The sequence below is a fragment of the Haladaptatus sp. AB618 genome (assembly GCF_024136965.1).
Lineage (GTDB): Archaea > Halobacteriota > Halobacteria > Halobacteriales > Haladaptataceae > Haladaptatus.
This window is the reverse complement of sequence record NZ_JAMYJX010000001.1, coordinates 839,655-862,391: the sequence shown is the minus strand read 5'-3', so window position 1 is coordinate 862,391 and position 22,737 is coordinate 839,655. Positions and strand designations below refer to the sequence as shown.

21 protein-coding genes and 1 tRNA gene are annotated in these 22,737 nt (G+C 62.1%); 17 read left to right on the top strand and 5 right to left on the bottom strand.

Annotated elements, in window-relative coordinates:
* Positions 1 to 96: 96 nt before the first annotated feature.
* Positions 97 to 2,829, top strand: a complete 2,733-nt coding sequence (locus NKF26_RS04545) for a class I SAM-dependent DNA methyltransferase (protein WP_253234035.1) — start codon at positions 97 to 99, stop codon at positions 2,827 to 2,829.
* A 72-nt stretch (positions 2,830 to 2,901) separates the two neighbouring features.
* Positions 2,902 to 3,900 (top strand): AI-2E family transporter, encoded by a 999-nt coding sequence (locus NKF26_RS04540; protein WP_253225552.1) that lies wholly within the window; start codon positions 2,902 to 2,904, stop codon positions 3,898 to 3,900.
* A gap of 13 nt (positions 3,901 to 3,913) precedes the next feature.
* Here the strand turns inward: NKF26_RS04540 and NKF26_RS04535 are convergent, their stop codons facing one another.
* Positions 3,914 to 4,936 carry a nitrous oxide reductase family maturation protein NosD gene (locus NKF26_RS04535; protein ID WP_253234034.1) on the bottom strand — a complete coding sequence of 341 codons (1,023 nt, stop codon included), beginning with the start codon at positions 4,934 to 4,936 and terminating at the stop codon, positions 3,914 to 3,916.
* A gap of 96 nt (positions 4,937 to 5,032) precedes the next feature.
* Complete coding sequence (locus NKF26_RS04530) at positions 5,033 to 5,737, bottom strand: 5-formyltetrahydrofolate cyclo-ligase (protein ID WP_253234033.1); 705 nt, start codon at positions 5,735 to 5,737, stop codon at positions 5,033 to 5,035.
* 347 nt (positions 5,738 to 6,084) lie between these two features.
* Here NKF26_RS04530 and NKF26_RS04525 point away from each other — a divergent pair, with 347 nt between their 5' ends.
* Both NKF26_RS04525 and NKF26_RS04520 read left to right on the top strand, forming a co-directional pair.
* Entirely contained in the window at positions 6,085 to 7,056 is a 972-nt protein-coding gene (locus NKF26_RS04525; RefSeq protein WP_253225549.1) for an mRNA 3'-end processing factor, read from the top strand.
* A gap of 249 nt (positions 7,057 to 7,305) precedes the next feature.
* A complete protein-coding gene (locus tag NKF26_RS04520; protein WP_253225548.1) occupies positions 7,306 to 7,989 on the top strand; it encodes a S26 family signal peptidase in 684 nt (227 codons plus the stop codon).
* Here NKF26_RS04520 and NKF26_RS04515 read toward each other — a convergent pair.
* Positions 7,921 to 8,889, bottom strand: a complete 969-nt coding sequence (locus NKF26_RS04515; protein ID WP_253225547.1) for a succinylglutamate desuccinylase/aspartoacylase family protein — start codon at positions 8,887 to 8,889, stop codon at positions 7,921 to 7,923. The genes NKF26_RS04520 and NKF26_RS04515 overlap by 69 nt on opposite strands.
* A gap of 179 nt (positions 8,890 to 9,068) precedes the next feature.
* Here NKF26_RS04515 and NKF26_RS04510 point away from each other — a divergent pair, with 179 nt between their 5' ends.
* The 3 genes from NKF26_RS04510 to NKF26_RS04500 all read left to right on the top strand — a co-directional run bounded on the left by NKF26_RS04510 (position 9,069) and on the right by NKF26_RS04500 (position 12,383).
* The gene (locus NKF26_RS04510) at positions 9,069 to 9,482 is read left to right on the top strand and encodes a hypothetical protein (RefSeq protein ID WP_253225546.1); all 414 of its coding nucleotides are present in this window, start codon (positions 9,069 to 9,071) and stop codon (positions 9,480 to 9,482) included.
* A 106-nt stretch (positions 9,483 to 9,588) separates the two neighbouring features.
* Positions 9,589 to 9,795 carry a hypothetical protein gene (locus NKF26_RS04505; protein ID WP_066141815.1) on the top strand — a complete coding sequence of 69 codons (207 nt, stop codon included), beginning with the start codon at positions 9,589 to 9,591 and terminating at the stop codon, positions 9,793 to 9,795.
* A 176-nt stretch (positions 9,796 to 9,971) separates the two neighbouring features.
* Complete coding sequence (locus NKF26_RS04500; RefSeq protein WP_253225545.1) at positions 9,972 to 12,383, top strand: amino acid permease; 2,412 nt, start codon at positions 9,972 to 9,974, stop codon at positions 12,381 to 12,383.
* A gap of 16 nt (positions 12,384 to 12,399) precedes the next feature.
* Here NKF26_RS04500 and NKF26_RS04495 read toward each other — a convergent pair whose 3' ends face one another.
* Positions 12,400 to 13,428 (bottom strand): bifunctional oligoribonuclease/PAP phosphatase NrnA, encoded by a 1,029-nt coding sequence (locus tag NKF26_RS04495; protein ID WP_253225544.1) that lies wholly within the window; start codon positions 13,426 to 13,428, stop codon positions 12,400 to 12,402.
* Between the two features lie 176 nt (positions 13,429 to 13,604).
* Here NKF26_RS04495 and NKF26_RS04490 point away from each other — a divergent pair, with 176 nt between their 5' ends.
* A complete protein-coding gene (locus NKF26_RS04490; RefSeq protein WP_253234032.1) occupies positions 13,605 to 14,357 on the top strand; it encodes a TrkA C-terminal domain-containing protein in 753 nt (250 codons plus the stop codon).
* A 15-nt stretch (positions 14,358 to 14,372) separates the two neighbouring features.
* On the opposite strand, the gene NKF26_RS04485 is transcribed toward NKF26_RS04490, so the two are convergent.
* A complete protein-coding gene (locus NKF26_RS04485) occupies positions 14,373 to 14,789 on the bottom strand; it encodes a hypothetical protein (RefSeq protein WP_253225543.1) in 417 nt (138 codons plus the stop codon).
* A gap of 87 nt (positions 14,790 to 14,876) precedes the next feature.
* On the opposite strand from NKF26_RS04485, the gene NKF26_RS04480 reads away from it, so the two are divergent.
* The 9 genes from NKF26_RS04480 (at position 14,877) to NKF26_RS04440 (ending at position 22,638) form a co-directional block, all read left to right on the top strand.
* Entirely contained in the window at positions 14,877 to 15,494 is a 618-nt protein-coding gene (locus tag NKF26_RS04480; RefSeq protein WP_253225542.1) for an adenylate kinase, read from the top strand.
* A 204-nt stretch (positions 15,495 to 15,698) separates the two neighbouring features.
* A complete protein-coding gene (locus NKF26_RS04475) occupies positions 15,699 to 16,613 on the top strand; it encodes a DUF106 domain-containing protein (RefSeq protein ID WP_253225541.1) in 915 nt (304 codons plus the stop codon).
* A 39-nt stretch (positions 16,614 to 16,652) separates the two neighbouring features.
* Positions 16,653 to 17,231 carry a (d)CMP kinase gene (gene cmk, locus NKF26_RS04470; RefSeq protein WP_253234031.1) on the top strand — a complete coding sequence of 193 codons (579 nt, stop codon included), beginning with the start codon at positions 16,653 to 16,655 and terminating at the stop codon, positions 17,229 to 17,231.
* Positions 17,231 to 18,103, top strand: coding sequence for an RNA-guided pseudouridylation complex pseudouridine synthase subunit Cbf5 (locus NKF26_RS04465; RefSeq protein ID WP_253234030.1), 873 nt, complete (start codon positions 17,231 to 17,233; stop codon positions 18,101 to 18,103). Before cmk ends, NKF26_RS04465 begins: the two co-directional genes overlap by 1 nt.
* A 70-nt stretch (positions 18,104 to 18,173) precedes the next feature.
* The gene (locus NKF26_RS04460; RefSeq protein WP_253225538.1) at positions 18,174 to 19,232 is read left to right on the top strand and encodes a succinylglutamate desuccinylase/aspartoacylase family protein; all 1,059 of its coding nucleotides are present in this window, start codon (positions 18,174 to 18,176) and stop codon (positions 19,230 to 19,232) included.
* Positions 19,233 to 19,276: 44 nt separating this feature from the next.
* Positions 19,277 to 19,347 (top strand) — tRNA-Pro (locus NKF26_RS04455).
* Between the two features lie 411 nt (positions 19,348 to 19,758).
* Positions 19,759 to 20,715 (top strand): glycosyltransferase, encoded by a 957-nt coding sequence (locus NKF26_RS04450; RefSeq protein ID WP_253225537.1) that lies wholly within the window; start codon positions 19,759 to 19,761, stop codon positions 20,713 to 20,715.
* A gap of 81 nt (positions 20,716 to 20,796) precedes the next feature.
* Positions 20,797 to 21,777, top strand: a complete 981-nt coding sequence (locus tag NKF26_RS04445) for a beta-ribofuranosylaminobenzene 5'-phosphate synthase family protein (protein ID WP_253234029.1) — start codon at positions 20,797 to 20,799, stop codon at positions 21,775 to 21,777.
* Positions 21,778 to 21,801: 24 nt separating this feature from the next.
* Positions 21,802 to 22,638 carry an HTR-like protein gene (locus NKF26_RS04440; protein ID WP_253225535.1) on the top strand — a complete coding sequence of 279 codons (837 nt, stop codon included), beginning with the start codon at positions 21,802 to 21,804 and terminating at the stop codon, positions 22,636 to 22,638.
* Positions 22,639 to 22,737 lie beyond the last annotated feature (99 nt).

Genomic DNA, 22,737 nt, shown 5'->3' with positions numbered 1-22,737 from the left:
TTTTCACTGCGGTTCCGTTTTTTCACCACCAGTTTGGCAAAGCGTATCAGCCGAACCCGGGGAAACTTCTTGAATCACGCCGATGATTCACGGACCATGGACTCGGCGTTCGTGTTTCGTTCCCGTCTCCGTTCCGCGATGGCGACGTACGTTTCGGCACACGAGACGCCGTTCGAGGTTCCCGACGACGAACCTCGTGCGGACGGCGACAGCGCGAGCGTTCTCGTTCCGTCGTCCCGTCGTGACGCCGTCGTACTCGAAGCGGTACCGTCCGATGTGGACCCGCACTCGGACGACGTGATCGAGCGAGGGATACGGAACGCCCGTGAGAACGGAACCCGCGTCTTTGCGACGGTCAACGAAAACGACGCATTCCTCTTTCGTCGTCCGAACTCCGAGAGCGCATCCCCGACGACCGACGTCTCGGAGTTCACCCGGCGAGGGTACAACTTGCGAACCCGGTCGATGGCCGAATTCTGCGGGGAACTCCTTCGGGACGCGGTGGCGCTACAGGAGGGCACGGAATCGCCGATTCGGTTCGGCGATTTCTTCGTCGGTCGGCTTCGAAGCTTTCACGCCACCCTCGTGCCGCGATACGAGTCGCTCATCGCCGACGCGTTCGAGGACGACGACGGCTTTCACGACTCGTTGGCGACGTGGGCGGACGAGAACGGCTATCCCCTCGATTCGGACTTCGACCGAACGGTTCGGATCGCCGCCCAACAGTACGGCTGTCTACTGGTGGCACGCATCGTGTTCGATGGACGCCTTCGAGATGTCGACCATGAATCGAACGAAGCGGGAGCGGAATCTGCAACCGAGGCGTGGAAGGATTCGAGCGACGGGTTTTGGAGCAAGATACCGAACGACGGTGGGACGCTGGAACGATTGGAAGGGTTCGCGAGGAGCGTCGAGCGCGAACCGTTGGACGACATCGAAACCGACGTTCTCGGGCGTGTGTACCAGAAGCTCATCCCGGCCGAGGAACGGGCGGAACTCGGCCAGTTCTACACGCCGGACGAAATCGGGCGACTGCTCGCCCGCTGGGCGGTTCGGTCACCGAGCGACAGGGTACTCGACCCGGCGAGCGGGTCCGGGTCGCTTCTCGTGGAGGCCTATAGGCGACTGGATACGTTGGGGTCAGGGGACCGTTCGCATCGGGATCTGCTTCGGCAACTCACGGCCGTGGACATCGACGAGTTCCCGCTTCTGCTGACCGAGGTGAACCTGGCGGCGCGAAACAGCCACGAACAGGCGGACGAACGCTTCGTTCATCACCGTGACTTCTTCGACCTCGACCCGGAAGCCGTCGGAACGTTCGACGCGACGGTTGCGAACCCACCCTACGTTCGACAGGAGTCCATCGCCACGGATCGGGAGCATTTCCGCGAGCATCTCGAAGCGCTGGATTCGGGGGAAGCGCTCGACGGACGGAGCGATCTGTACTGTTACTTTCTGACGCACGTCACGGGCTTTCTTCGGGAGGGCGCACGGGTGGCGTGGATCGTGCCGACGAAGTGGATGACCGCGGATTACGGTCCGTCGCTGCAGCGATTCCTCTACGACCACTACAAGGTCGAAGCGGTGGTCGGGTTTCGAAACCGCCTGTTCGAGGATGCGCTCGTGGACACGGTGTTGTTGCTATTGGAACGGACCGACGACGCGACGGCACGACGGAACACGCGGACGAACTTCGTCCGTCTCAACGAGCGGATGGACCCGGACGACGTCATCGACGTGATCGGCCGTGACGCGACGGGTTCCGGGAACCTTCGAATCAGAAGCGAACGGAGCCATCGGACCATTACCGTCGCTCAGTCGCATTTGATGGCACGTCTCGGCGGGAAATTGCATCACTACGTCACGGCTCCGGCACTCTACACCGTGGTTCTCGAACACCCCGAGACGGTTTCGCTGTCCGAGATTGCCACCGTCACGCGGGGGAAGAAAACCGGAGCGAACCCCGTCTTCATCCTCGATACGGACGGAGACTGGGTCCGCCGAATCGAAGACGGATTCCTCCGCCCGGCGATAAAGAGCGTGAAGGAAGTCGATGGGTACGAGCACTCGGTGGACGACGCGGAGAAGTGGATGCTGGACGTTGCCAAATACGCGGAGACGGTGCTCTCCTCGTCCGAATCCGCCGATGGGGACTGCGACGATGTCGCCACGGTCTCCAACGAAACTCGCGTCATCTCGGCGCTCGAATGGGATGGCCACGACGGCGTGGCCGCCTATCTTCGATGGGCCGACGATCACCCATCGAGCACGAACGACTCCGTGCGGATCAACGACCCGTGGTTCGCGATGGGTGGATTGGACGACAAAACGGCACCCATCGTCTGCCCGCAGGCGATGGACACGCGTCGGTTCTTCTTCCGAACTGATGGGGAAGTCGTTGCCAGCAACCGGTTCCTGCTCGTCCACCCTCGACAGGGGGACGTGACGCTCCTGCTCGGGTTGTTGAACGCCAGCCTCTCGAAAATCGTGATCGAGAGCCACGGGAGGGTGACGGGTGGGGGAGCGATCAACCTCTCCAGTTCCGACCTTCGAACCCTTCGGGTCGTCGACCCGGAAGCGTTGACGGACGAGCAGAAAGCGACGGTTCGGGAGGGGTTCGAGCGATTAGCCGCTGGCGACGACAGTGGACAAACCGCCATCGACGATGTGATCATCGACGTGCTCGACCTCGACGTGAGTGCCGAGCGAATACGCACGATCGCACGGACGATGAAATCGGCCCGCCGAACGAAAGGCTGTGAGGTCGAATCGGCGGTTCGGACGTTGGACGCGTTGGAGGACGACATCGAGATCGAGTTCGACGATTGAACGCTTCGGTACCGCGGACTCCATTCGATGTCCTTCGTGCTGATTTATACGCCCTCCCGTCGTTTCTCCGGCATGAATCGGGAACGCGGATTCCTACTGTTTCTCATCGCCGTGTTCGGCCTCCTCTCAATTCTGCTCGTCAAACCGTTTCTCCAGTACGTGTTGGCCGCAATCCTGTTGGGATACGTCCTGTTCCCCGTTCAACGCCGGTTGAAACACCGCGTCGGCACTCGGGTATCCGCACTCTCGCTCCTCGTCCTCACCACGCTCGTCGTCCTCGTTCCCGTCACGGCGCTCCTGGCAATCGCCGCCCGGCAGGCGCTCACGCTCCTCCGAGTGATCGCTCGTGGCGACCAGCAGGTCGCCGAACTCATCGCGTTGGTCGAACGATACACCGGCATCACCATCCACGGTCGAACGTTACAGGAACTCCTGCCAGCGGGAAGTTCCTCACGTCTGGTGGACAACGCGCTCGGTATCTTCGGCGGCGTCTCGAACGCCCTCATCGGTCTCACCGTGATGGTGTTCGTGCTCTACTACCTGCTCACCGGCGGGGAGGAGTTCGTCGCCTGGATTCGCCGGTGTACGCCCCTCCACGACGACGTACAGGACGAACTGTACTCCGAGATGGACCGGGTGATGTGGGGCGTGTTGGTCGGCAACGTCCTCGTCGCAATCGTACAGGGCATCCTGACCGGCATCGGATTCGTCATCGCGGGAGTCCCGGGCGTGGTGTTCTGGACGGTCGTGACGACGCTGCTCTCCCTGCTTCCGCTCGTCGGAGCCTCCGTCGTCTGGCTCCCGGCGTCCGCCTACCTCCTCCTCGTAAATCGGCCGGTTGCGGCAGGGTTCCTGTTCCTCTACGGCACCTTCGTCATCAGCCTCTCGGACAACTACCTTCGACCGATAGTCAGCGGGCGGGAGGCGAAGCTGAATCCGGGCATCCTCGTGGTCGGCATCTTCGGCGGCGTCTACGTGTTCGGCTTCATGGGGCTGTTCTTCGGCCCCATCGTCCTCGGGATGCTCCGCATACTGCTCACGGTGTTCGCCCGCGAGTACGCCGACGTGTGAACGTTCGACGAAACTACTCCACGGAGTTGTTCGACCGCGTGTTTCCGTCGGACGACGACGAAACGGCGATTCCCCGTCGATTTCCGGTTCCTCGGTTTCCGACGAGGCGATTTCGGTCGCTCGAAATGAGGAGGATTCCGGCGTCTCGGCTGTTCACGAGCCGATTGTCGAGAATGGCGTTGCGGTCGCTCGACCGCAACCGGATGCCGACGGAGTTCTCACGGGCGACGTTCGATTCGATCGTGTTGTTCCGGGCACCGTCGGCGAGGTAGATGCCGTAGAATCGGTTCGAAACGCGGTTGTTGCGGATTCGGTTGTCGCTCGCCGCGGAGAGCCACAGTCCAGCGATGTGGTTTCCGGTCGCCACGCTCCCACGGACCGTGTTTCGGTTGGCACCAAGCAGGGCGACGCCGAACTCGTTTCCGCGCGCGACGGTGCCAACGACGGTGTTTCGAGTGGCTTCCACGAGTTGGATGCCGATCAAGGCGTTGTCGTTCACCGTGGTGTTTCGGAGGGTGTTGTTCGAACTGCTGCCGACGAGGAAGACGCCAGCCACGGCGTTCGAGCGGGCGACGTTGTCCACGACCTCGCTATCCCGAAACGAAACGAGGGACAGTCCGACGCGGTTGCGGGCGGTGGTCGTTTCGGCCACCCTCGCGTTCCGGGTTCCGACGAACCGGATTCCATCGTCCCAGTCGGTCGCCCCAACGTTCCGGACCGTGACGTTCGATCCGCCGGTCACGAGGACGCCGGAGGTACCGAACGCACGGACGCCGTCGACTCGGTGCCCGCGTCCGTCGAGCGTCACGTCGTTCGCCGTGATTCGAAGGCACGTACCGACCGTCACGTTTCGGATATCGCCGGTGAGCGTGTAGCGTCCCGGCGACGAAATCGTCGTACAGCTATCGATCCCCGTGCCGTCAGCGGCGTTTTCCTGCCCCGCAGCGGGGCGGACTCCAGCACCTGCGGTGAGGGAGACGACGACCAGCGAAACGATGAGTAGCGTCGTGAGTAGCCTCGGAACGTCGCGGCGCATGTCAACACACTCGCCGTGCTCACGGTTCGTTATTTGCTCATCTCCCTCGTATAACCGTCCGTTGTCTTCGGGTTGCGGTGACAACCGGATTCGAAATCACGGCTGTAATCGCTGGAGAAGCGGAATCTCCTCGATCTTTTCCTCCGGAAGTACCTCCCAGTCGATACCGTCCGGTCGCTCGACCGTCGTCTCCGTCCGGACGACGCGCTCGGGCGTCACCACGACGTCCATCGGCACGTCGTGGGGTTCCGGCGCTGGCGCGTCGTCGACCAGTTGTACTTCGTGGACCGTCGTCGCTATCGTCGTATCGTCGTCCGCCGCCCCCAACGCGTGCAGGACGGCGAATTCGAGGTCGCTGTATCCCTCGCCCTTTCCGATCCGGGTTCCCGCCTCCGTCACCGCGACGCTCCCGGAGACGATGAAATCCACGTGGGGAACGTCGTCCGGTGCGACGGGTTCGGCGTAGCCGTCCATCTTCGACACCGTCGCCGCGGCGTCCGTGTCCTCGATTTCCGCCGGGTCGAGTTTCATGAACGGCTTTTCGTCCCGAAGGCGTGGTTGGGCCATGTAGACGACCTTCCCCTCCCGGAGCGCCCGCCGTCGAACCGGCAACTGTGGCGCGTCTGGATTCGCCTTGATGACCGACGCCTCCTGCCACTCCGGAAGTTCGGCGAGTCGGTCGGCTGCCTCCTTCGCGCCTGCGAAGTTCGGAATCCGACCGTGTGGAGGGAACGGAAACCGAGCGATTCCCTCGTCCTCCAACTGCGTCCAGATTCTGTCGCGGAGGTCGGCTTTGTCCATAGGGAGAGTGGTTCGTCACGACGACTTCAACGCAACGCTTGACTGGCCATGCGGGATCGACAGGCCCACAATAGTCGAATGGTTGTCACCTACTCGACTATCCTCGCAGATTCCAAGTGAAACCGTCTGAATCACGAAACCGTCTCGGCGAGTTCAAATCCCAGCCAGCGCACTTTTCACTGACGCAACTCCGTAAGCGACGCCGCTAGGTGGCGCTGACGACTCGTGTCAGTGAAACTGTCCACTGGGATTTGAGCAGACGAGTCGCACGCCCGCGCAGTCGAACGGACGTGAGATGAGCAGGACCGTCTCGGCGGGTTCAAATCCATCGCGTCCCAACTTCGACCGTGATTCGACTGCGGGACGGCATCCACATCGAGACGGACCGGACCATCGTCGCGGACGCCCGCAGCGCCGTGGGTGACGTGAACGTCGTGAGCCACGCCCACGCCGACCACACGTTTCGGACGACGCCGGAGACGGTGCTCTGTTCGGCCGAAACCGCCGCGCTCGTTCGAGCGCGGACGGGCGCGGAGTTCGAGTACACCGACACCGTTCCGGGCATCGAACTCCTCCCGGCGGGACACGTCGTCGGGTCGCGGGCGACGCTCGTCGAGGGCGAGGACGACCGCCGGTATCTGTACACCGGGGACTTCTCGACTCGGGACAGACAGTACCTCGACGGGTTCGACCCGGTCCCCGCCGACGTGCTGGTGATGGAGACGACATACGGCGACCCGCAGTATCGCTTTCCGCCCCAGGAGGAGTTGGAGGGCGAAATCTGCGATTGGCTCGCCGACCACGACGAACCGCTGTTCCTGTTCGGCTACTCGCTCGGACGGGCGGGGAAACTCCAGCATCTCGCTCGGCGGGCGACGAACCGCCCCATCGTCGTCAGCGACGCGATTCGGAACGTGAACGAGGCCATCGAGGCGACGACGGACATCACCTTCGACGCGGGACCGTTCGAGGCGAACGGGCTCGCGGGCGACGAAATCGTCGTGCTCCCGTCCAACCGCTCCCGAACGGACTGGGTTCGGGACCTCGTTGAGCGGGTCGGCGGGTCGATGGTCGGCTTCTCCGGTTGGGCCGTCACGAGTTCCTATCGCTACCGCGGGGGCTACGACGTGACGTTTCCGCTCTCCGATCACTGCGATTTCGACGAACTCGTTTCGACCGTGGAAGCGGTGGACCCCGAAATCGTCTACACGCAACACGGATTCGCCGACGAGTTCGCGGGGCACCTCCAGAAGCTCGGATACGACGCTCGTCCGTTGATGCGCCACCAGCGGTCGCTTCTCGACTTCGGAAGCGAGTGACTACGACGGGTAGCGTTCGATTTCCGGGGGATGGGTCCCGCCTTTCGGTTCCTGTCGCGCACGATACTTATCGGCAGTATAGTCGTCACTGTCCGGCAGTATCGCCGTCACTGCCCGGCAGTATCGCTGTCACTGTCACTCGCTAGCTCGGCGGAAAGGACTACGTTCCGTTTTGCAGGTGGACGATAACAAAGCTCGTAGTTCGCGTCCCACCGTGTCGTGTTCAGCCTCCGTCGATTGATTGCCAGCGTGGTCGCCGTCGTTCTCGTCGTGAGTATTCTCTTCGTGGTGACGCTGGGCGTCTGGCCGCCCGCGTACACCGTCATCAGCGGGAGCATGTCGCCGCACGTCAACCGGACGGACGTGGTCGTGGTGATGGACAAACACCGCGTCACGCCGCCGGACAGTCGGGATGGCGTCGTTTCGGCACAGAGCGGGAAGGAGGACGGTTTCGAGACGCTCGGTGGTCCCGGCAACGTCCTCGTCTACCATCCGTACGGAAACGACTCGGCGATTCCCGTCCTCCATCGAGCGCGGTTCTGGGTCACGAAGGGCGAAAACTGGTACGACAAAGCGAATGCATCGTACGTCGCGGGTGCGGATAGCTGTGCCCAACTTCGGAACTGTCCGGCACCGCATTCGGGATTCATCACCAAAGGGGACGCGAACGGGTATTACGACCAAGCGGTCGGCATCTCCTCGCCGGTTCGTCCCGACTGGATCATCGGCGTTGCTATCGTTCGCGTCCCGAAAATCGGGGAACTGTCACCGGCGCTCTCTCATTCCTCGAAGAACAGCGTGACGTTCACGGGGTCCCGTTCTTCACGAACTGGCTCGGGGATGGAACGGAACGGTACGGCGCTCTCACTCCTCGCGGAGGAGCGCCACACTCAACAGCTTGCCGCCCCCGCATACGGTCGATTCGCGGGTTAGCGCGTAGAGGATTCCGTCGCGGTCGGTTTCTACTTCTTGTCGAACCTCGTACGTCGCCGGGTCGTACAGGGTCCCGATGCGCTCTCCTGCCTCGACTTCGTCGCCGATTTCGTGGTTCGACTCCACGACGAACAATCCGGAATCGTCGGCATCGACGCGACCGAGATGATTTCGGGCAAGTATTTTCTCCCCGTTCTCCAGCGGCGATGCGGGGAGCATTCCGAGCTGTCGGCAGACGTTCGTGAGTCCGGTAAGCCCGGTTTCGACCGCGTTTTCGACGACTTCCTTGTTGTGTGCGAGCTCCGGCGTGATGGACGGGATTCCTTCGCGCGTGGCCGCGACGCGGAACTTGCCGCCGAAGTTGCGCTCGGACCACTCCACGTCGGCGTCGTCGCCCGCCTCTTCAGAGAGCAGGAGGTTGGTGCCGAAGGCTTCCGCCAACGCCCGTGACTCCTCGTCGCCTTCCATGAAGACGACGTGGGTCATCATGTTCGGGCTGCCGGTGTGGAGGTCCACGATGGCGTCCGCCTCGCTGGCGTACTCCCAGAGCGTCGCCGCCATGCGCTCGTGAATCGTGCCGTCGGGGTCGCCGGGCCAGACCCGGTTCATGTTCGGGTTGATGCTGTCCAACTGCTCGGGCGTGGTGTACGACACCCGGTCGAACGTGAGCGGGTCGGCGACCGGTACCGCCACGATTCGGCCCGCGAGGGTCTCCGTCTCGATCTCCTCGTGGAACCGTCGGAGCACTTCGCTTCCGTTGATTTCGCGGCCGTGCTGGGCCGCCTGCACGTAGAGGGTCGGGCCGTCTTCGGCACCTTCGTAAGTGTGTATCGTCGTTTCGAGTTCGACGCCCGACGGCAGTCGGGCGAGCGGGATTCGCTCCGCGCTGTGTCCTCCCATTGAATGCAGTACTGCGGGAGAGACACCTTGAACGTAGCGAAGTTCGTTTTCCGGTACCGTGGTTCGTATTCACACGGGAGAACTATAGTATAAATATATTCACCATCTAGTGAAAGTGATAAGGAAGATGTGACGAACGCCATCTTTTAGCCCGGAGACGATGTCGATTCGCCTGATCAATGTACTCGCGGGAACACTTCGCCATCGGTGCCGTGGTTTCGGCGCTTCTCCTCGTTCCGCTTTCGGGTCGATTCGGTACGCCACTGCTCGCCGCCCTGTTCGTCTACGGGGTGCTGTTGAGCGTCTTCATCGATCTGGATCACTTCGTTCTCACGCGTTTCGAAACGGGCAGTTGGCGGCATCTCCGTGCATGTCTGGCGAACCCTCGGGACGCGTTCGGTGATCAGGATTGGGTGTTCGAGGACGTGGACAATGCGGAACTGGAACACCTGCGTATCCTCTCACACGTCGCCATCGGCGGCGTTCTCGTCGGCGTGTTGATCGTCCTCTGGCCGCCTGTCGCCGTCTTCACCGCCATCGTACTGTACTTTCACGTGCTGGCTGACCTGCTCCGGGACAACGGCGTTGCGTGAACCGAAATTCCGACCGTCGGATTCCGCAGAAAGGACTCTCGTCTAATAATATTTCCTTCCGTTGGCAACAAATCTTTTGAGTGATCCCGATGTCGAAATCGATGGAATGACATCCATTTACCAACGGCTGGAAGACGGCCTTCAGGAGAAGGGTGAGATAATGGTCAAGCTCGGGGATGGGGAGGAGCTCGAACTCCACACTCACAATGTCGAGTTCGAGGAGGAGCCGTTCATCCGCATCGACGCCGACGACCAGGTCCACTGGGTGGATGCCTCCCAAATCTCCCATTATTGGATTCACGAAGAGCTCTAAAGCGAAGGTACCATCGGAACTATTTTCGCGCCAGGGATGGACTCCCAGAAACATCCTTATAAATAGAATACGGAAACAGTATTATACCTCCAACTATATTGGGGAATACGAAATAATGGTGCCGATAACAAACGACCACGGCAGAGCTTTACTCGGTGGGGAGCGAGGTGAGGAAGATGGACCGTAGTTCGACCGAGTCGGACGCGGCGAGTGGGGGCGTCGAGGACGGTTCCGTCGAGACCGAACTCTCGCGCGACATGAGCCTGTTCGATATCACGTTCATCGGTGTCGGCGCGATGATCGGGGCGGGCGTCTTCGCCCTGACCGGATTCGCGGCGGGTATCGCCGGTCCGGCGCTCACCGTCGCGTTCATCCTCAACGGGTTCGTGGCGATGTTCACCGCCATCTCCTACGCGGAACTCGGCGCGGCGTTCCCGGAGGCCGGTGGGGGCTACCTCTGGGTAAAGGAGGCGCTCGTGGACCCCAACGGGTTCTACGCCGGATGGATGAGTTGGTTCGCACACGCCGTCGCGTGTGCCCTGTACGCCGTCACCTTCGGGACGTTCTTCGTCGAGTTCGTCATCTACGGAACCGGCCTCACGCACGACTTCGCGTTGTTCGGCTTTGTGACGCCCATCGTGGCCGAGAAGGGGATGGCCGTGCTGGTCGTCCTCCTCTTCGCCTACATCAACTTCCGCGGTGCGGAGGAGACCGGCACTGCCGGGATTATCGTCACCGGTCTCAAACTGATAATCCTCGGCGTCTTCGTCGTCTTTGGCATCAAAGCGACGCTGACCACGCCCGATTGGACCGCGAAGTTCGTCAGTAATCCGTCGTTCGCACCGAACGGCTTCGTCGGCATCCTCGGCGCGATGGGGTTCACCTACATCGCCTTCGAGGGGTACGAGATCATCGTTCAGTCGGGAGAGGAAGTCGTCAGCCCTGGGAAAAACATCCCGAAAGCAATCTTCTACTCGATGATCATCGTCGTCCCCATCTACGTCCTCGTCTCGTTCGCCGCCATCGGCGGTATCGACGTGACCCAGCACCTGCTCAACATCGCAGGCATAAGCGGGTCGCCCGCGAACGTCCCGACGTGGAATCTCCTCGGCGACCTCGGAGAACTCGGTATCATCCAAGCGGCGGGGTCGTTCGTCCCGTACGGTATCCCGCTCCTGTTGATCGCAGGATTGGCGGCGACGCTCTCGGCGCTCAACGCGACCATCTTCTCGTCCAGTCGAGTGTCGTTCGCGATGGGTCGTGATCGAGTGCTTCCGGCGATGTTCGACAACATCCACCCGGAAAAGCGCACGCCGCACATCGCACTCGCGCTTTCTTCGGTCCTTATCATCGCCATGGCCGTCACGCTCCCCATCGAGAGCGTCGCGGCCTCGGCCGACCTCATGTTCATCCTGCTGTTCGTGCAGGTGAACTGGACGGTCATTCGGATGCGCCAGACGCATCCCGACTTGCCCCGGACGTACAGGATTCCATACATGCCGTGGCCGCCGCTCATCGGCCTCGTCCTCCAGTTCCTCCTGACGCCGTTCCTCCTGCTCGAACTGGGACTCGAACCCGGAATCGGAGCGAATTCGGAGGGGTTCGTCGCGCTCGTCACGACCGTCATCTGGATGGGGCTTGGTCTCGCCATCTACTACGGCTACTCCCGCAACAAGGAAGTCGAGAAGTTGGAGAAGGAGACGCCGACCATCGTCACCGAACGCGTCCCGTCGGAGACCGACAACCAGATCGTCGTCCCCATCGCCAACCCCGAGAGCGTACCGCAATTGATGCGTACCGCGATCAGCATCGCGCGTGATCGGAACGCCGAGATTCTCGTCATGAGCATCGTCACGGTACCACAGCAGACGCCGATCGAGGAAGGTCGGAAGTTCGTGGACCCCAAGCGTGCGGTGTTGCGGGAGGCGATGGAAGTCGCCAAGGACAGCGACGTTCCCGTCAGCGGGACGATCCGGATCGGCCACGACATCTCGAAGGCCATCCTCAACACCGTCGAACAGTACGACAGCGACACCGTGCTGATGGGGTGGAAGGGCCAGCGCACGAGCGCCCGACGCGATATCGTCCTCGGAAGCAACGTGGACGAAGTCGTCCAAAATGCCCCTTGTGACGTGTTGGTCGAACGAATCGGACCGGATGAAAAGCGGGTCGAATCCATCCTCGTCCCGACCGCCGGTGGCCCACACGCCGAACTCGCCGTCGAGGTGGCCGAACACGTCGCACGTTCGAACGACGCGACCGTCGAAGTCGTACACGTCGTCCGTCCGGACGCGAGCGAGAGCGAGCGGTCGGACGCGGAGGAGATTCTCGAAGACGCGAAGGCGTCGTTCGACGAGGGGACGACCGTCACGACCGAACTGCTCACCGGCAACGACGTCGTCGACACCATCGTCGAACGAACCGGCCAGCACGACCTGACCATCATCGGCGCGACGCGGGAAGGACTGCTCCAACAGTTCGTCTTCGGCGCGCTGCCGGAGCAGGTCGGTTGGCGCTCGAAGAGCACCATCATCATGGCGAAGCGCCACCTCGGTATCACCTCTTGGCTCTCGCGTTTGCTGCGCTGACGCCCCCCTTTCGGTTTTACGGCGTCCCGACGACCTGTTCGAAGAACCGCTCGGTGAGCACCTCGCTCACGAGTTCCACGAGTGCATCGTCGCGGTCGTCGAGCGCGCCGAACAGGCCGAGCGGAATCGCGCCGCCCGCCATCGCTCGATGACCGCCGACGCTTCCGATATCGCCGAACGCCTCGGTCATGAGGTTGCCCGCATGAACGCGGGGGTTTCGCGTCCGTGCGCTCAGGTGGATCATCTCGTCGATGATGCCGAAAACGAGCGTGGTGGAAACCCCCTCAAGGTTGAGTAAGTAGTCCGCCGCCTGGGGGAGCGTATCCCGTTCGGTCGTCCGTCCGGCGTGTGAGACGAGATGCGACCCTTTGACGACGCGATTCTGAATCGCATCGGCGATGGAGTCGAGGGTTTCGTGGGTGAACAACGAATCCGAGAGGCGGCGGAGCAGGTCCACGTCCGCGTGCGGATGGAGATACCGGGCGTTCGTGTACTCCGCTTCCGTGGCATCGCGCGTGAATTCGAGCGTCTCGCGTCGAATGCCGAACAACAGCGCGGTCGCCAGTCGGGCGTCGAGTTCCATATCGAGTTCGACCAGGTACTCGGTCAGGATTGACGCCGTCGCGCCGATTTCCTCCCGGTGGTCCACGTGGACCCCCTCGACCGACTCGTTCGGATGGTGGTCGATGACGATGTCGGGGACGTAGCCGTCGGGCACGCGGTTGTTCTGACCGGGGACGGCGTGATCGACGAACCCCATGAGATCCGTCGAATCGAGACACTCCTCGGAGAAGGGGCACAGGTCCACGTCCAACAGGTTGACCATCGCCCGATTTTGCTGGTGCGTTATCTTCCCGCTGTAGTACAGGTCCACGTCGGCGACGCTCGCCGACTCCGCGATTGCGGCCAGTGCGAGCGCGCTGCTGATGCTATCCGGGTCGGGATTGTTGTGACACACGACGGATAAGGATTCGGCACCGTCAAGTACGGAAAGCAGCGAATCGCACCGATCTGTGGGTTTGCGGAGGCTCGTATCGAGGGACATTCGTTGAGACCGTCCGGCCGGATGAGGCCGAACGACGTGTTAATCAGTCGTCAACACCGAGGATTGTAACTGTTACCCCGGTAGGCCCAGATTACCCGGCATCTCGAACGCGATTCGCCGACGAATCCCGGCCGCAGGCGAAAAACGGTTTAACGTCCTTGGGACTACTGTTCCGTATGGGATATCGGCTCGACGAAATCGACCGGCGGATAATTTACTATCTGATGCGGAACGCGCGTGACACCTCCGCCCCGCAGATTGCGAGCGAAGTCAACGTCTCGTCGGGGACGATACGCAACCGGATTCAACAACTCGAAGACCACGGTATCCTCACGGGGTTCCACGCGAACGTCGATTTCGAACGCGTCGATGGACGACTGACGAACCTGTTCACGTGTACCGCGCCGGTCCCGAACCGCGAGACGCTCGCGCAGCGAATCCTCGAAATACCCGGCGTGGTCAACGTCCGGGAACTCATGACCGGTCGCGGGAACATCCAGGTCAAAGCGGTCGGGAAGGACACCAGCGACCTCTCGCGTATCGCCCGCGAACTGTCGAACCGCGGGCTGGAAATCGAGGGCGAAGACCTCATCCAGAACGAGCGATCCCAGCCGTACCACCCGTTCGGCCCCGATAAGGAAGGGAGCCACATCTCGATGACCGACTTCGTCAGCCTCTCCGGGGAAGCCGACGTTGCGGAATTGGCCATCAACGAGGACTCACCCATCGCCGACAAGACGCTCAAGGAGGCCGGTGCCGAGGGACTCATCGGCGACGACATCCTCGTCATCGCCATCGAACGCGACGATTCGATGCTGACGCCGCGGGGGGACACCCGAATCCGCCCCGACGACGTCGTTACCGTGTTCTCACGCGAAGGAGTGTCGGACGACGCCTTGGAGGGCTTTTCCGGGACCGCGACCGTCTGATCTCCGCGACGAATTTCACACTTCGACGGCCCACAGCGTCACCGACTCCGAACAGCCATACACCTCGCGGAACGCGCGTTCGACGAACTGCGCGATACGGTTGGCGTCGGCCTTCGCGCTGATACGGACGTTCGTTCCATCGGCGTCCTCCGGACTCTCCAACTGCTCGATTTTGAAGGCCGGGAACTCCCGGAGCAGGTCCTTGAGTCGCTCCAGTTCTTCCTCGGTACAGTCCAGGTTGAGCGTGCGGTCGCCGAACTGGATCCACGGCGGTAACTCCAGTTCCTCCTCGGAATCGTCTTCCTCCCGCGCTTCGCTTTCCACGTCGGCTTGGAGCGTGCAGAACGCGCTCGTACGCTCGCGGTGTGCGGTGATGGCGTCCACGACGAGTTTCCGGCGTTCCGTCGGTGTGTCCGCGCTGAATCGAGTCATACTGAAAGGTTCGTCCCGTGCCGACAAAAACCGGGTGCCCTGCTCCCTTTCCGTAAGCCTTTATGCGAGGACATCGCAGGTGATTGCATGAACCCGAACATCCTGATTTTGGGTGCGCCCGGTGCTGGGAAAGGGACACAGAGTGCGCGAATCGCCGACGAATTCGACGTAGAACACGTCACGACCGGCGACGCGCTTCGGGCGAACAAGCACATGGAGACCGAACACGGAACGCCCGCGAGTTTCATGGACGAGGGCGAACTCGTTCCCGACCCGGTCGTGAACGAAATCGTGAACGCCGCGCTGTCCGAGGCAGACGGCTACGTCCTCGACGGCTACCCGCGAAACCTCTCGCAGGCGGAGTATCTGGCCGACATCACCGACCTCGACATCGTCCTGTACCTCGACGTGAGCGAGGACGAACTCGTCGGCCGACTGACCGGCCGTCGTCTCGACCCCGAAACGGGCGACATCTACCACGTCGAATACAACCCCGCAGAGGACGAAGCGGTCAAGGAACGACTCGTCCAGCGTGACGACGACACCGAGGAAACGGTTCGGGAACGCCTCCGCGTCTACCACGAGAACACGGAACCCGTCATCGACCACTTCGACGAGTCCGGCGAACTCATCCGCATCGACGGAGAGCAGACGCCCGACGAGGTGTGGGACGATATCCGTGAAACGATAGAAGAAGAAGCGTAGAGACGCGTTCAGCGGTATTCAAACGAGCGTTCTTTTTCGTGTGGCTTCGTTGATTCCGTTTCGGGGAGCGTATCGAGTCGGTGTCCGAACGCCGCTTGTCTACGTACCGTTTCGGTATCTCGTCTTCCCGACGTTCCCGTCGGTTGCCGTAACGCCCGTGTCGATGGCGAAGGTTGATTAACGCCGAATTCTAATCGTGCTGTAATGGCACGGACAGCGAAGAAGGTAGAAACGCTCATCGCCGAGGACCCGGCGATGGCCGACGCCCTCTCGGTCATCTACGAGCGGACCGACGAGGGGTCGGACGAAGTCCAATGGCAGGACGTAAACGACGACCTCACGAGCGGTCAGTGGGGTCGCTTGATAGAGAAGGGGATTCTCGAGGATGGAATTCACGGATTCGAACTGTCGGACCCCGACGAAGTCGCCGACGCGCTCGATGATTCCGGAACGGCGGCGACGACGACTACTTCCTCTTCGTCGAGTGACTTGGACGACATGGAATCGACCTCGTGGTCGATGTGGGACAAACTCGCGGCGGTGGCGAGCATCGGGTTGTTCTTGGGTTACTCCAACAACACCATCAAAGCCGCCGTCGGGAGCGTCGTCAACGTCGTCCTCGGCCCGATAGATCACGCGCTCCCGTTCTACATCGTCATCATGATCGTCTCCATGCTGACGGGACTGTACACCACGCTCCTGCAGGACAACCTGATGGACATGGAGAAGATGAGCATGTATCAGGAGCGCATGAAGGACATCCAGGAGCGTCAGAAGGAAGCGAAGGAACGCGGCAACGAGCAGGAGATGGAAGCCATCCGCCAGGAGCAGATGGAAGCCATGGGCGACCAGACGGGGATGTTCAAAGAGCAGTTCCGCCCGATGGTCTGGTCGATGTTCATCACCATCCCGGCGTTCCTCTGGATGTACTGGCGCATCGGCGGCAATCCGACGCCCGTAACGCCGGATCATATCATCCTCCCGATGATCGGCCTCACGAAGTGGAAAGGGCCAGTCATCGGCCCGATGATGGCGTGGATCGTCTGGTACTTCCTTTGCTCGATGGCGTTCACGCAACTCATCCGGAAGGCGCTGAACATCCAGACGACGCCGACCTAAGTTCAAAACCTCTTTCTTGGTGCCCGTGCGAGGGCACATATGTTATTGACCGTCTCAGGCCCACCGGGGAGTGGGAAGAGCACGACTGCGGAGGGACTCGCAAACGCGTTCGATCTGGACCACGTCAGCGGCGGCGACATCTTCCGCGAACTCGCCGCGGAACGCGATCTGACGCCGCTCGAATTCAACAAACTGGCCGAGGAGGACGAGGAAATCGACCGCGATTTGGATCGACGACTGCGGGAAATCGCCACGCAGGAGAACGACCTCGTCCTCGAATCCCGACTCGCCGGATGGCTCGCCGGGGACTACGCCGATTTCAGAATCTGGCTCAACGCACCGCTCGACGTTCGTGCGGCCCGTATCTCCGACCGCGAGGACAAGTCCGTGAAGCAGGCGGCGACCGAAACCCGCGCCCGTGCGGGCAGCGAGGCACAGCGCTACGAGGAATATTACGGTATCGACATCAACGACCTCACTATCTACGACCTAAGCATCAACACCGCCCGTTGGAACCCCGACGACGTTCTCGCCATGCTCACGACCGCCATCGAGAACTACGAGGTAGAGTCCGACGAAGGAAAGTACCCCACCGAAGGCATCTCGTACGATTTCTGATGACGCTTCGCGGCCCACCAACCGAACGTTCGCCACGCGAACTCCTCGAATTCGGCGTCGTCAACCTCGACAAACCGCCCGGCCCGTCGGCCCACCAGGTCGCGGCGTGGGTGCGGGACCTCTGTGACGTCGAGCAAGCCGCACACTCGGGCACGCTCGACCCGAAGGTCACGGGGTGTCTGCCGACGCTGACCGGCGATGCGACCCGCCTCTCGCAGGTCTTTCTGGAGGGTTCGAAGGAGTACGTCTCCGTCCTCGAACTGCACGACACCGCGCCAGCCGACCTCGAAGCCATCGTCTCGGAGTTCGAGGCACCGCTGTATCAGAAACCGCCGCGAAAGAGCGCCGTCTCGCGACGACTCCGCGTGCGCGAAATCTACGAGTTGGACACCCTGGAAGTGCAGGACCGACAGGCGCTTCTCCGAATTCGCTGCGAGAGCGGGACCTATATCAGAAAACTCTGTCACGACATCGGCCTCGCGCTCGGGACGGGCGCACACATGGGTCACCTCCGTCGAACCGCCACCGGCCCGTTCGACGACACCGACCTCGAGACGCTCCACGACCTCTCGGACGCGCTGGCGCGCTGGCGGGAGGAGGGCGAGGACGACTGGCTACGTGAGGTCGTCCGCCCCGCCGAGGACGCGCTGACCCACCTGCCAAGCGTGACCATCGCCCCCAACGCGGCCGAGCAGGTCGCACAGGGTGCACAGGTGTACGCGCCGGGCGTCATCGACGCCGAAGAAGCGGACGAAGGCCAACTCGTCGCCTGCTACACGCCGAACGGCGCGGCCGTCTGTCTCGGTCACATGGTCGGCGATGCGGATGCGGAGGAGGGGACGGTCGTGGAACTGGAGCGCGTGTTGGTGTAGCGATTTCCGGAATTCTCGCTTCCCCTGCCGGTTGGGGCGTCTTTTTGTCGCGTGCGAGTCACCACCCGGTATGCAAGTCGGCACCGCGGAATCGAAACCCGGCGAACTCGTCACCGGGTGGTTGGACGTCACCGACCTCCCCACGGGAACGCCCGAACGGCTCCCCGTGCTCATCGCGGAGGGTGAGGAAGACGGCCCGACGCTCTGGATCACGGCGTCGATTCACGGCAACGAGGTGACCGCCCTCGCCACCGCACAGGACGTGATGAAGGAGGGATTGGAATCGAAGGTTCGCGGCACCGTCGTCTGTCTCCCTAACTTGAATCCCGCAGGACTTCGCCAAACAACCCGCACTTCGTACTACCACGGCGACGACCCGAACCGCTACTTCCCCGACCCGGATGCGGACGGGTCGCGCCCGCCGCGCGTGCAGGAACTCATCGACGAGCGCATTTTCGAAGCCTTCGCCGAGTCGGCGGACGCGCTCGTGGACCTTCACACCGCGCAGGTCGGATCGATTCCGTTCGTGATTCGGGACAGAGTCTTATTTGGAACCGAACGGACCGAAGACGAAGCCCACGAACTGGCCGACGAACTCGAACGCCTCGTGGACGCGTACGACTTCCCGGTCATCAACGAGTACGCCGCCGAGGAGTACGTCGAGCAGGACCTCCAGCGTTCGACGGCGGGTGCGGCGCTGAACAACGCCGGAATTCCGTCGTTCACGGTCGAACTCGGCGGCTTCGAGGTCGTGGAGGAGGACACCCGCGAGAAGGGTGTCGTCGGGCTTCTGAACGTCATGCGCGAACTCGACATGCTCCCCGGCGACCCCGAACCGACGGGACTCGACACACCGGTCGATTTCCCGGTCAAGCGCGCCGTCCATCCGCACACCGACACGGCGGGAATCGTCCGCCATCGCGTCGAACCGGGGGACGCGTTCGAGGAGAGCGACGTGATAGCCGACATCGTGACACCCCACGGCGAGTCGAAGGCGACGGTGAAAACCGACCACGACGGCTACGTCGTCGGGCGCTATCACGGCGTCGCGGCCTACGAGAACGACCCTGTCACCAGTTTGGCGGTCCGGGACGACGGCGACCTCGTCGTCCCGCGGTCTCGGGAGTGAAACGAAGGGCTTAACAGGGCAACCCACCATTTCAGGAATGTAGCGGGACCGTGGGGTAGTGGTATCCTCTGCGGATGGGGTCCGTAGGACCCGAGTTCGACTCTCGGCGGTCCCATGATTTTACGACGAACGTACGTGAGGAGGAAAATCAGTCGACCGCCGAGCGTCGCATCGCGCAACGCGCGATGTCGGACGAACGAAGTGAGTCCGAAGCTCGTCGTGGAGCGAAGCGGAACGACGGTGTTCGACTCTTGGCGGTCCCACTCTTTGATGGGAGCAGGAAAGGCGAGCTTTGCTCGCCTTTCCGTGGTCCCATGATTTTACGACGGACATTCTCGTGAGCGGCGAGTGTACTCGCCGTTCGTTCTTTTCCCGTGACGAGAGCTACGGCGTCGGAATTCGTTCGATTCCATTCGAGTTCCAGCGCGACGCGACCGAAATTCTCGTAATCGACCCCGTCCGACTCCTTTTTCCGTTCAAACTGAAAATCCAAATTTACTTCCCACGGCAGGGTAGACAGTTTCCCATGAGCCGGACCGTTGCTGTCGCACATTATCCGGAAGGCGCGGGACACGCGACCCGGATGCTGGCGGTGGCACAGGCATTGGAAGGGCCGGAAACGGATGTCGTCCTCGCGGGTGGTGGTCCGGGGTCGCAGTTCATCGAGCACAACGGTTACGAGGTGTATCGGCCCGCAACGGTCGACTACATCGGTGATTATCAGGGTGGGTCGATATTCAACGTGTTGACCCGAAGCGTTCCGAACAGTGCACGCCGCGTCTTCGACTTCGTTCGATGGCTTCGCCGCGAAGACCCGGCCGCACTCGTCACCGACGACATGTTCGCCGCGATGGCGGCCCACTGCACCGACACGCCGCTGTACGTTCTCACTCACAACGCCGCCTCCTACTACGACGCCGCCGTCGAAGAGGTGTTCACGTGGATTCTCAACCGCTATCAAATCTCGATCTCCCATGCGTTCCTCTACCCCTCGGTGTGGCCACCGGACCGCGGCGACCCGGCGGGAGTCGTCCATATCCCTCCTATCGCGCTCGAACCGAACGGGGAAGAGCCACCCGAGAACGTGGACGTGCTCCTCGTTCCGAGTACCTACACGACGAACTTCAAGGAACTCACGCGTGCGTTGGAAGCGGAAGGTAACGACGTAACGCTCGTCGGCGACGACGACTGGGAATCGGTGCCATCGCTTCTCCCGTGGATTCAAGCGGCGAACGTCGTCGTCTGTTCCGGCTACTCGACCGTAATGGAGGCCGCCGTGGCCGGGACGCCGTGTATCATTCACCCGTTCACCGACGAACAACACGGCGTCTCGCGGGTCATCGAACGCACGGGGCTTCGGGGTTTCCAGGTCGAACATTCGATCCCGCACGTCGTGCGGGCGGTGCGCCATCCGCCCGAGTCCCCCGAATACGAGAACGGCGCGACACGGGCCGCGGAGTACGTTCTCGACCATATGGGGTAGTTTCCGGCCTCTCCGCGACGGGATAGCACGGTAATTTGCCACTGTCGAAATCGCCATTTTTCCATCCACTGACGGGTAGGTATGACACGGGTAACGGTCGGCGGCCGACTCCATTTCGGCTTTCAGAACCTCTCGCTCGCTCACGAGCGACTGTACGGTGGGCTGGGAGTCGCGCTCGAATCGCCGACCGTTGTCGTCGAGGCAACCCCGGCCGACGAGGTGTACTGTGACGACCGATGTGCTCGAGAGTACGCACGTCGAACCGTCGATCTGCTCGGCGTTTCCGGTGCGGACGTTCGTGTTCTTCACACGCTCCCGAGACACGTCGGACTCGGGAGCGGGACACAACTCGCGTTAGCCGTATTCGCCGCTATCGCACGCGCACATGGACGCGAGCCATCCGTCCGCGAGCATGCTCCCGCGCTCGACAGGGCCGGAAGGAGCGGTATCGGTGTTTCGACGTTCGAACGCGGTGGGTTCGTCGTGGACGCGGGGCATCCGACCGAGCGGTTCACGACTGACCGACCGCCCCGTGGTGACTGGTCGGTTCCACCGGTCCTCGCGCGCCACGACGTTCCCGCCGATTGGCGGTTCGTCCTCGCCCTTCCCGACGCCGAACCCGGTCGGAGCGGCGACGATGAGGACTCGAGCATGCGCTCGGCCGTCGAGCGGGCGGATCCGACCATCGCGGACGACATCGCGTCGATACTGGTCAGGCGAACCCTTCCGTCGATCGCGGAGGACGATCCGGAGCGGTTCGGGTGTTCGGTCGCCGAGATCGGCCTCCGAAACGGGGCGTGGTACGCCGACGAGCAGGGTGGAGTGTACCGACCACCCGTCGGCGAACTCGTAACGGAGATGGAAACGTCACCCGCCGTTTTCGGCGCGGGTCAGTCGTCGTGGGGACCTGCCGTGTACGGCGTGACGACGCGACAACTGGCCGACGAGGCGGTTGACGCGGCCCGGACTGCCCTCGATTCGACGGCCGTCGGTGGCGACGTCCTGGTCGTATCGCCGCGGAACCGAGGTGCGGACATGGACGGGGACGAGCGTAAACGGTAAACGTCAGGAATGAGAGGGGAGTGCATGGATCGAATCCCGTTCGGTGTCTCTCAGTTCGACTCGCTCATCGGTGGGGGGTCCCCGCCGGGAAGCGTCGTATTGCTGGCTGGTGACGCCGGTGCTGGCGCGCGCGAGTTCGCGTACACCAGCGCGACGATAAACGCCCTCGGTCATGCGGATACGGACCAGTTCGGTCTCCATTACGGGTCGGTCGATCCCCGCGCCGCGCTTCCCGACGAGATTCACTACGTCTCGTTTACCGCCAACGCGTCCGAGATATACGACGAAGTGACTCACACACTCGACGAGACGCTGATCTCCCCGGCGTTGGAAGCCATGTCGTTCGAGGATCTCTCGTCCGAATATTTCCAACTGAGTCCCATCCCTCACGATTGGTACGTCGAAAAGCGCCGTACCATCACCGACCTCGGCAACAGCCACGACCGGCGCGACGTCCTCGAAGCGCTCGGGGAGTACCTCACCGAAAACGCGCCCGGCAACCTCGTCGTCATCGACTCGCTGACCGACCTCTGTTCGCTCCCCGACGATCAAGTGAACTGGAATCAGATGGTCATGCTCGTCAAGGGGATGAAGAAGGCATCACAGGCGTGGGACGGCCTGATCCTCATCCACGTCGCACAGGAAAGCCTGACGGACAGACAGATGGGTGCTTTGATGAACGCAACCGACGGCACCATCTGTTTCGAGTGGGAACGCGGCGGTAACGAACGAGCGCGGACGATGTTCGTCCGGGAGTTCCGTGGCGTCCTCTCGCGCATCGAAGAGGAGAACATCGTCCGTTTCGAAACCGAGACACAGAGCGACGGGTTCGACATCAGCAACGTCCGGAAGATCAGGTAACCCGATCCTATTCAATCAAATTTCATTCACTTTCTGGAGCGTCTCGATCACTACGAGGCGAAACGTTAAGTCAGTTCTGTGAGAAGTAGTCATTCATCC

Coding starts and splice junctions, on each gene's coding strand:
- NKF26_RS04480 (WP_253225542.1), top strand. CDS start 14,877: ATGAACCCGAACATCCTGATTTTGGGTGCGCCCGGTGCTGGGAAAGGG.
- NKF26_RS04485 (WP_253225543.1), bottom strand. CDS start 14,789: ATGACTCGATTCAGCGCGGACACACCGACGGAACGCCGGAAACTCGTC.
- NKF26_RS04495 (WP_253225544.1), bottom strand. CDS start 13,428: ATGTCCCTCGATACGAGCCTCCGCAAACCCACAGATCGGTGCGATTCG.
- NKF26_RS04510 (WP_253225546.1), top strand. CDS start 9,069: ATGTACTCGCGGGAACACTTCGCCATCGGTGCCGTGGTTTCGGCGCTT.
- NKF26_RS04465 (WP_253234030.1), top strand. CDS start 17,231: ATGACGCTTCGCGGCCCACCAACCGAACGTTCGCCACGCGAACTCCTC.
- NKF26_RS04490 (WP_253234032.1), top strand. CDS start 13,605: ATGGGATATCGGCTCGACGAAATCGACCGGCGGATAATTTACTATCTG.
- NKF26_RS04545 (WP_253234035.1), top strand. CDS start 97: ATGGACTCGGCGTTCGTGTTTCGTTCCCGTCTCCGTTCCGCGATGGCG.
- NKF26_RS04475 (WP_253225541.1), top strand. CDS start 15,699: ATGGCACGGACAGCGAAGAAGGTAGAAACGCTCATCGCCGAGGACCCG.
- NKF26_RS04460 (WP_253225538.1), top strand. CDS start 18,174: ATGCAAGTCGGCACCGCGGAATCGAAACCCGGCGAACTCGTCACCGGG.
- NKF26_RS04540 (WP_253225552.1), top strand. CDS start 2,902: ATGAATCGGGAACGCGGATTCCTACTGTTTCTCATCGCCGTGTTCGGC.
- NKF26_RS04450 (WP_253225537.1), top strand. CDS start 19,759: ATGAGCCGGACCGTTGCTGTCGCACATTATCCGGAAGGCGCGGGACAC.
- NKF26_RS04535 (WP_253234034.1), bottom strand. CDS start 4,936: ATGCGCCGCGACGTTCCGAGGCTACTCACGACGCTACTCATCGTTTCG.
- NKF26_RS04440 (WP_253225535.1), top strand. CDS start 21,802: ATGGATCGAATCCCGTTCGGTGTCTCTCAGTTCGACTCGCTCATCGGT.
- NKF26_RS04445 (WP_253234029.1), top strand. CDS start 20,797: ATGACACGGGTAACGGTCGGCGGCCGACTCCATTTCGGCTTTCAGAAC.
- NKF26_RS04500 (WP_253225545.1), top strand. CDS start 9,972: ATGGACCGTAGTTCGACCGAGTCGGACGCGGCGAGTGGGGGCGTCGAG.
- NKF26_RS04530 (WP_253234033.1), bottom strand. CDS start 5,737: ATGGACAAAGCCGACCTCCGCGACAGAATCTGGACGCAGTTGGAGGAC.
- cmk (WP_253234031.1), top strand. CDS start 16,653: ATGTTATTGACCGTCTCAGGCCCACCGGGGAGTGGGAAGAGCACGACT.
- NKF26_RS04515 (WP_253225547.1), bottom strand. CDS start 8,889: ATGGGAGGACACAGCGCGGAGCGAATCCCGCTCGCCCGACTGCCGTCG.
- NKF26_RS04505 (WP_066141815.1), top strand. CDS start 9,589: ATGACATCCATTTACCAACGGCTGGAAGACGGCCTTCAGGAGAAGGGT.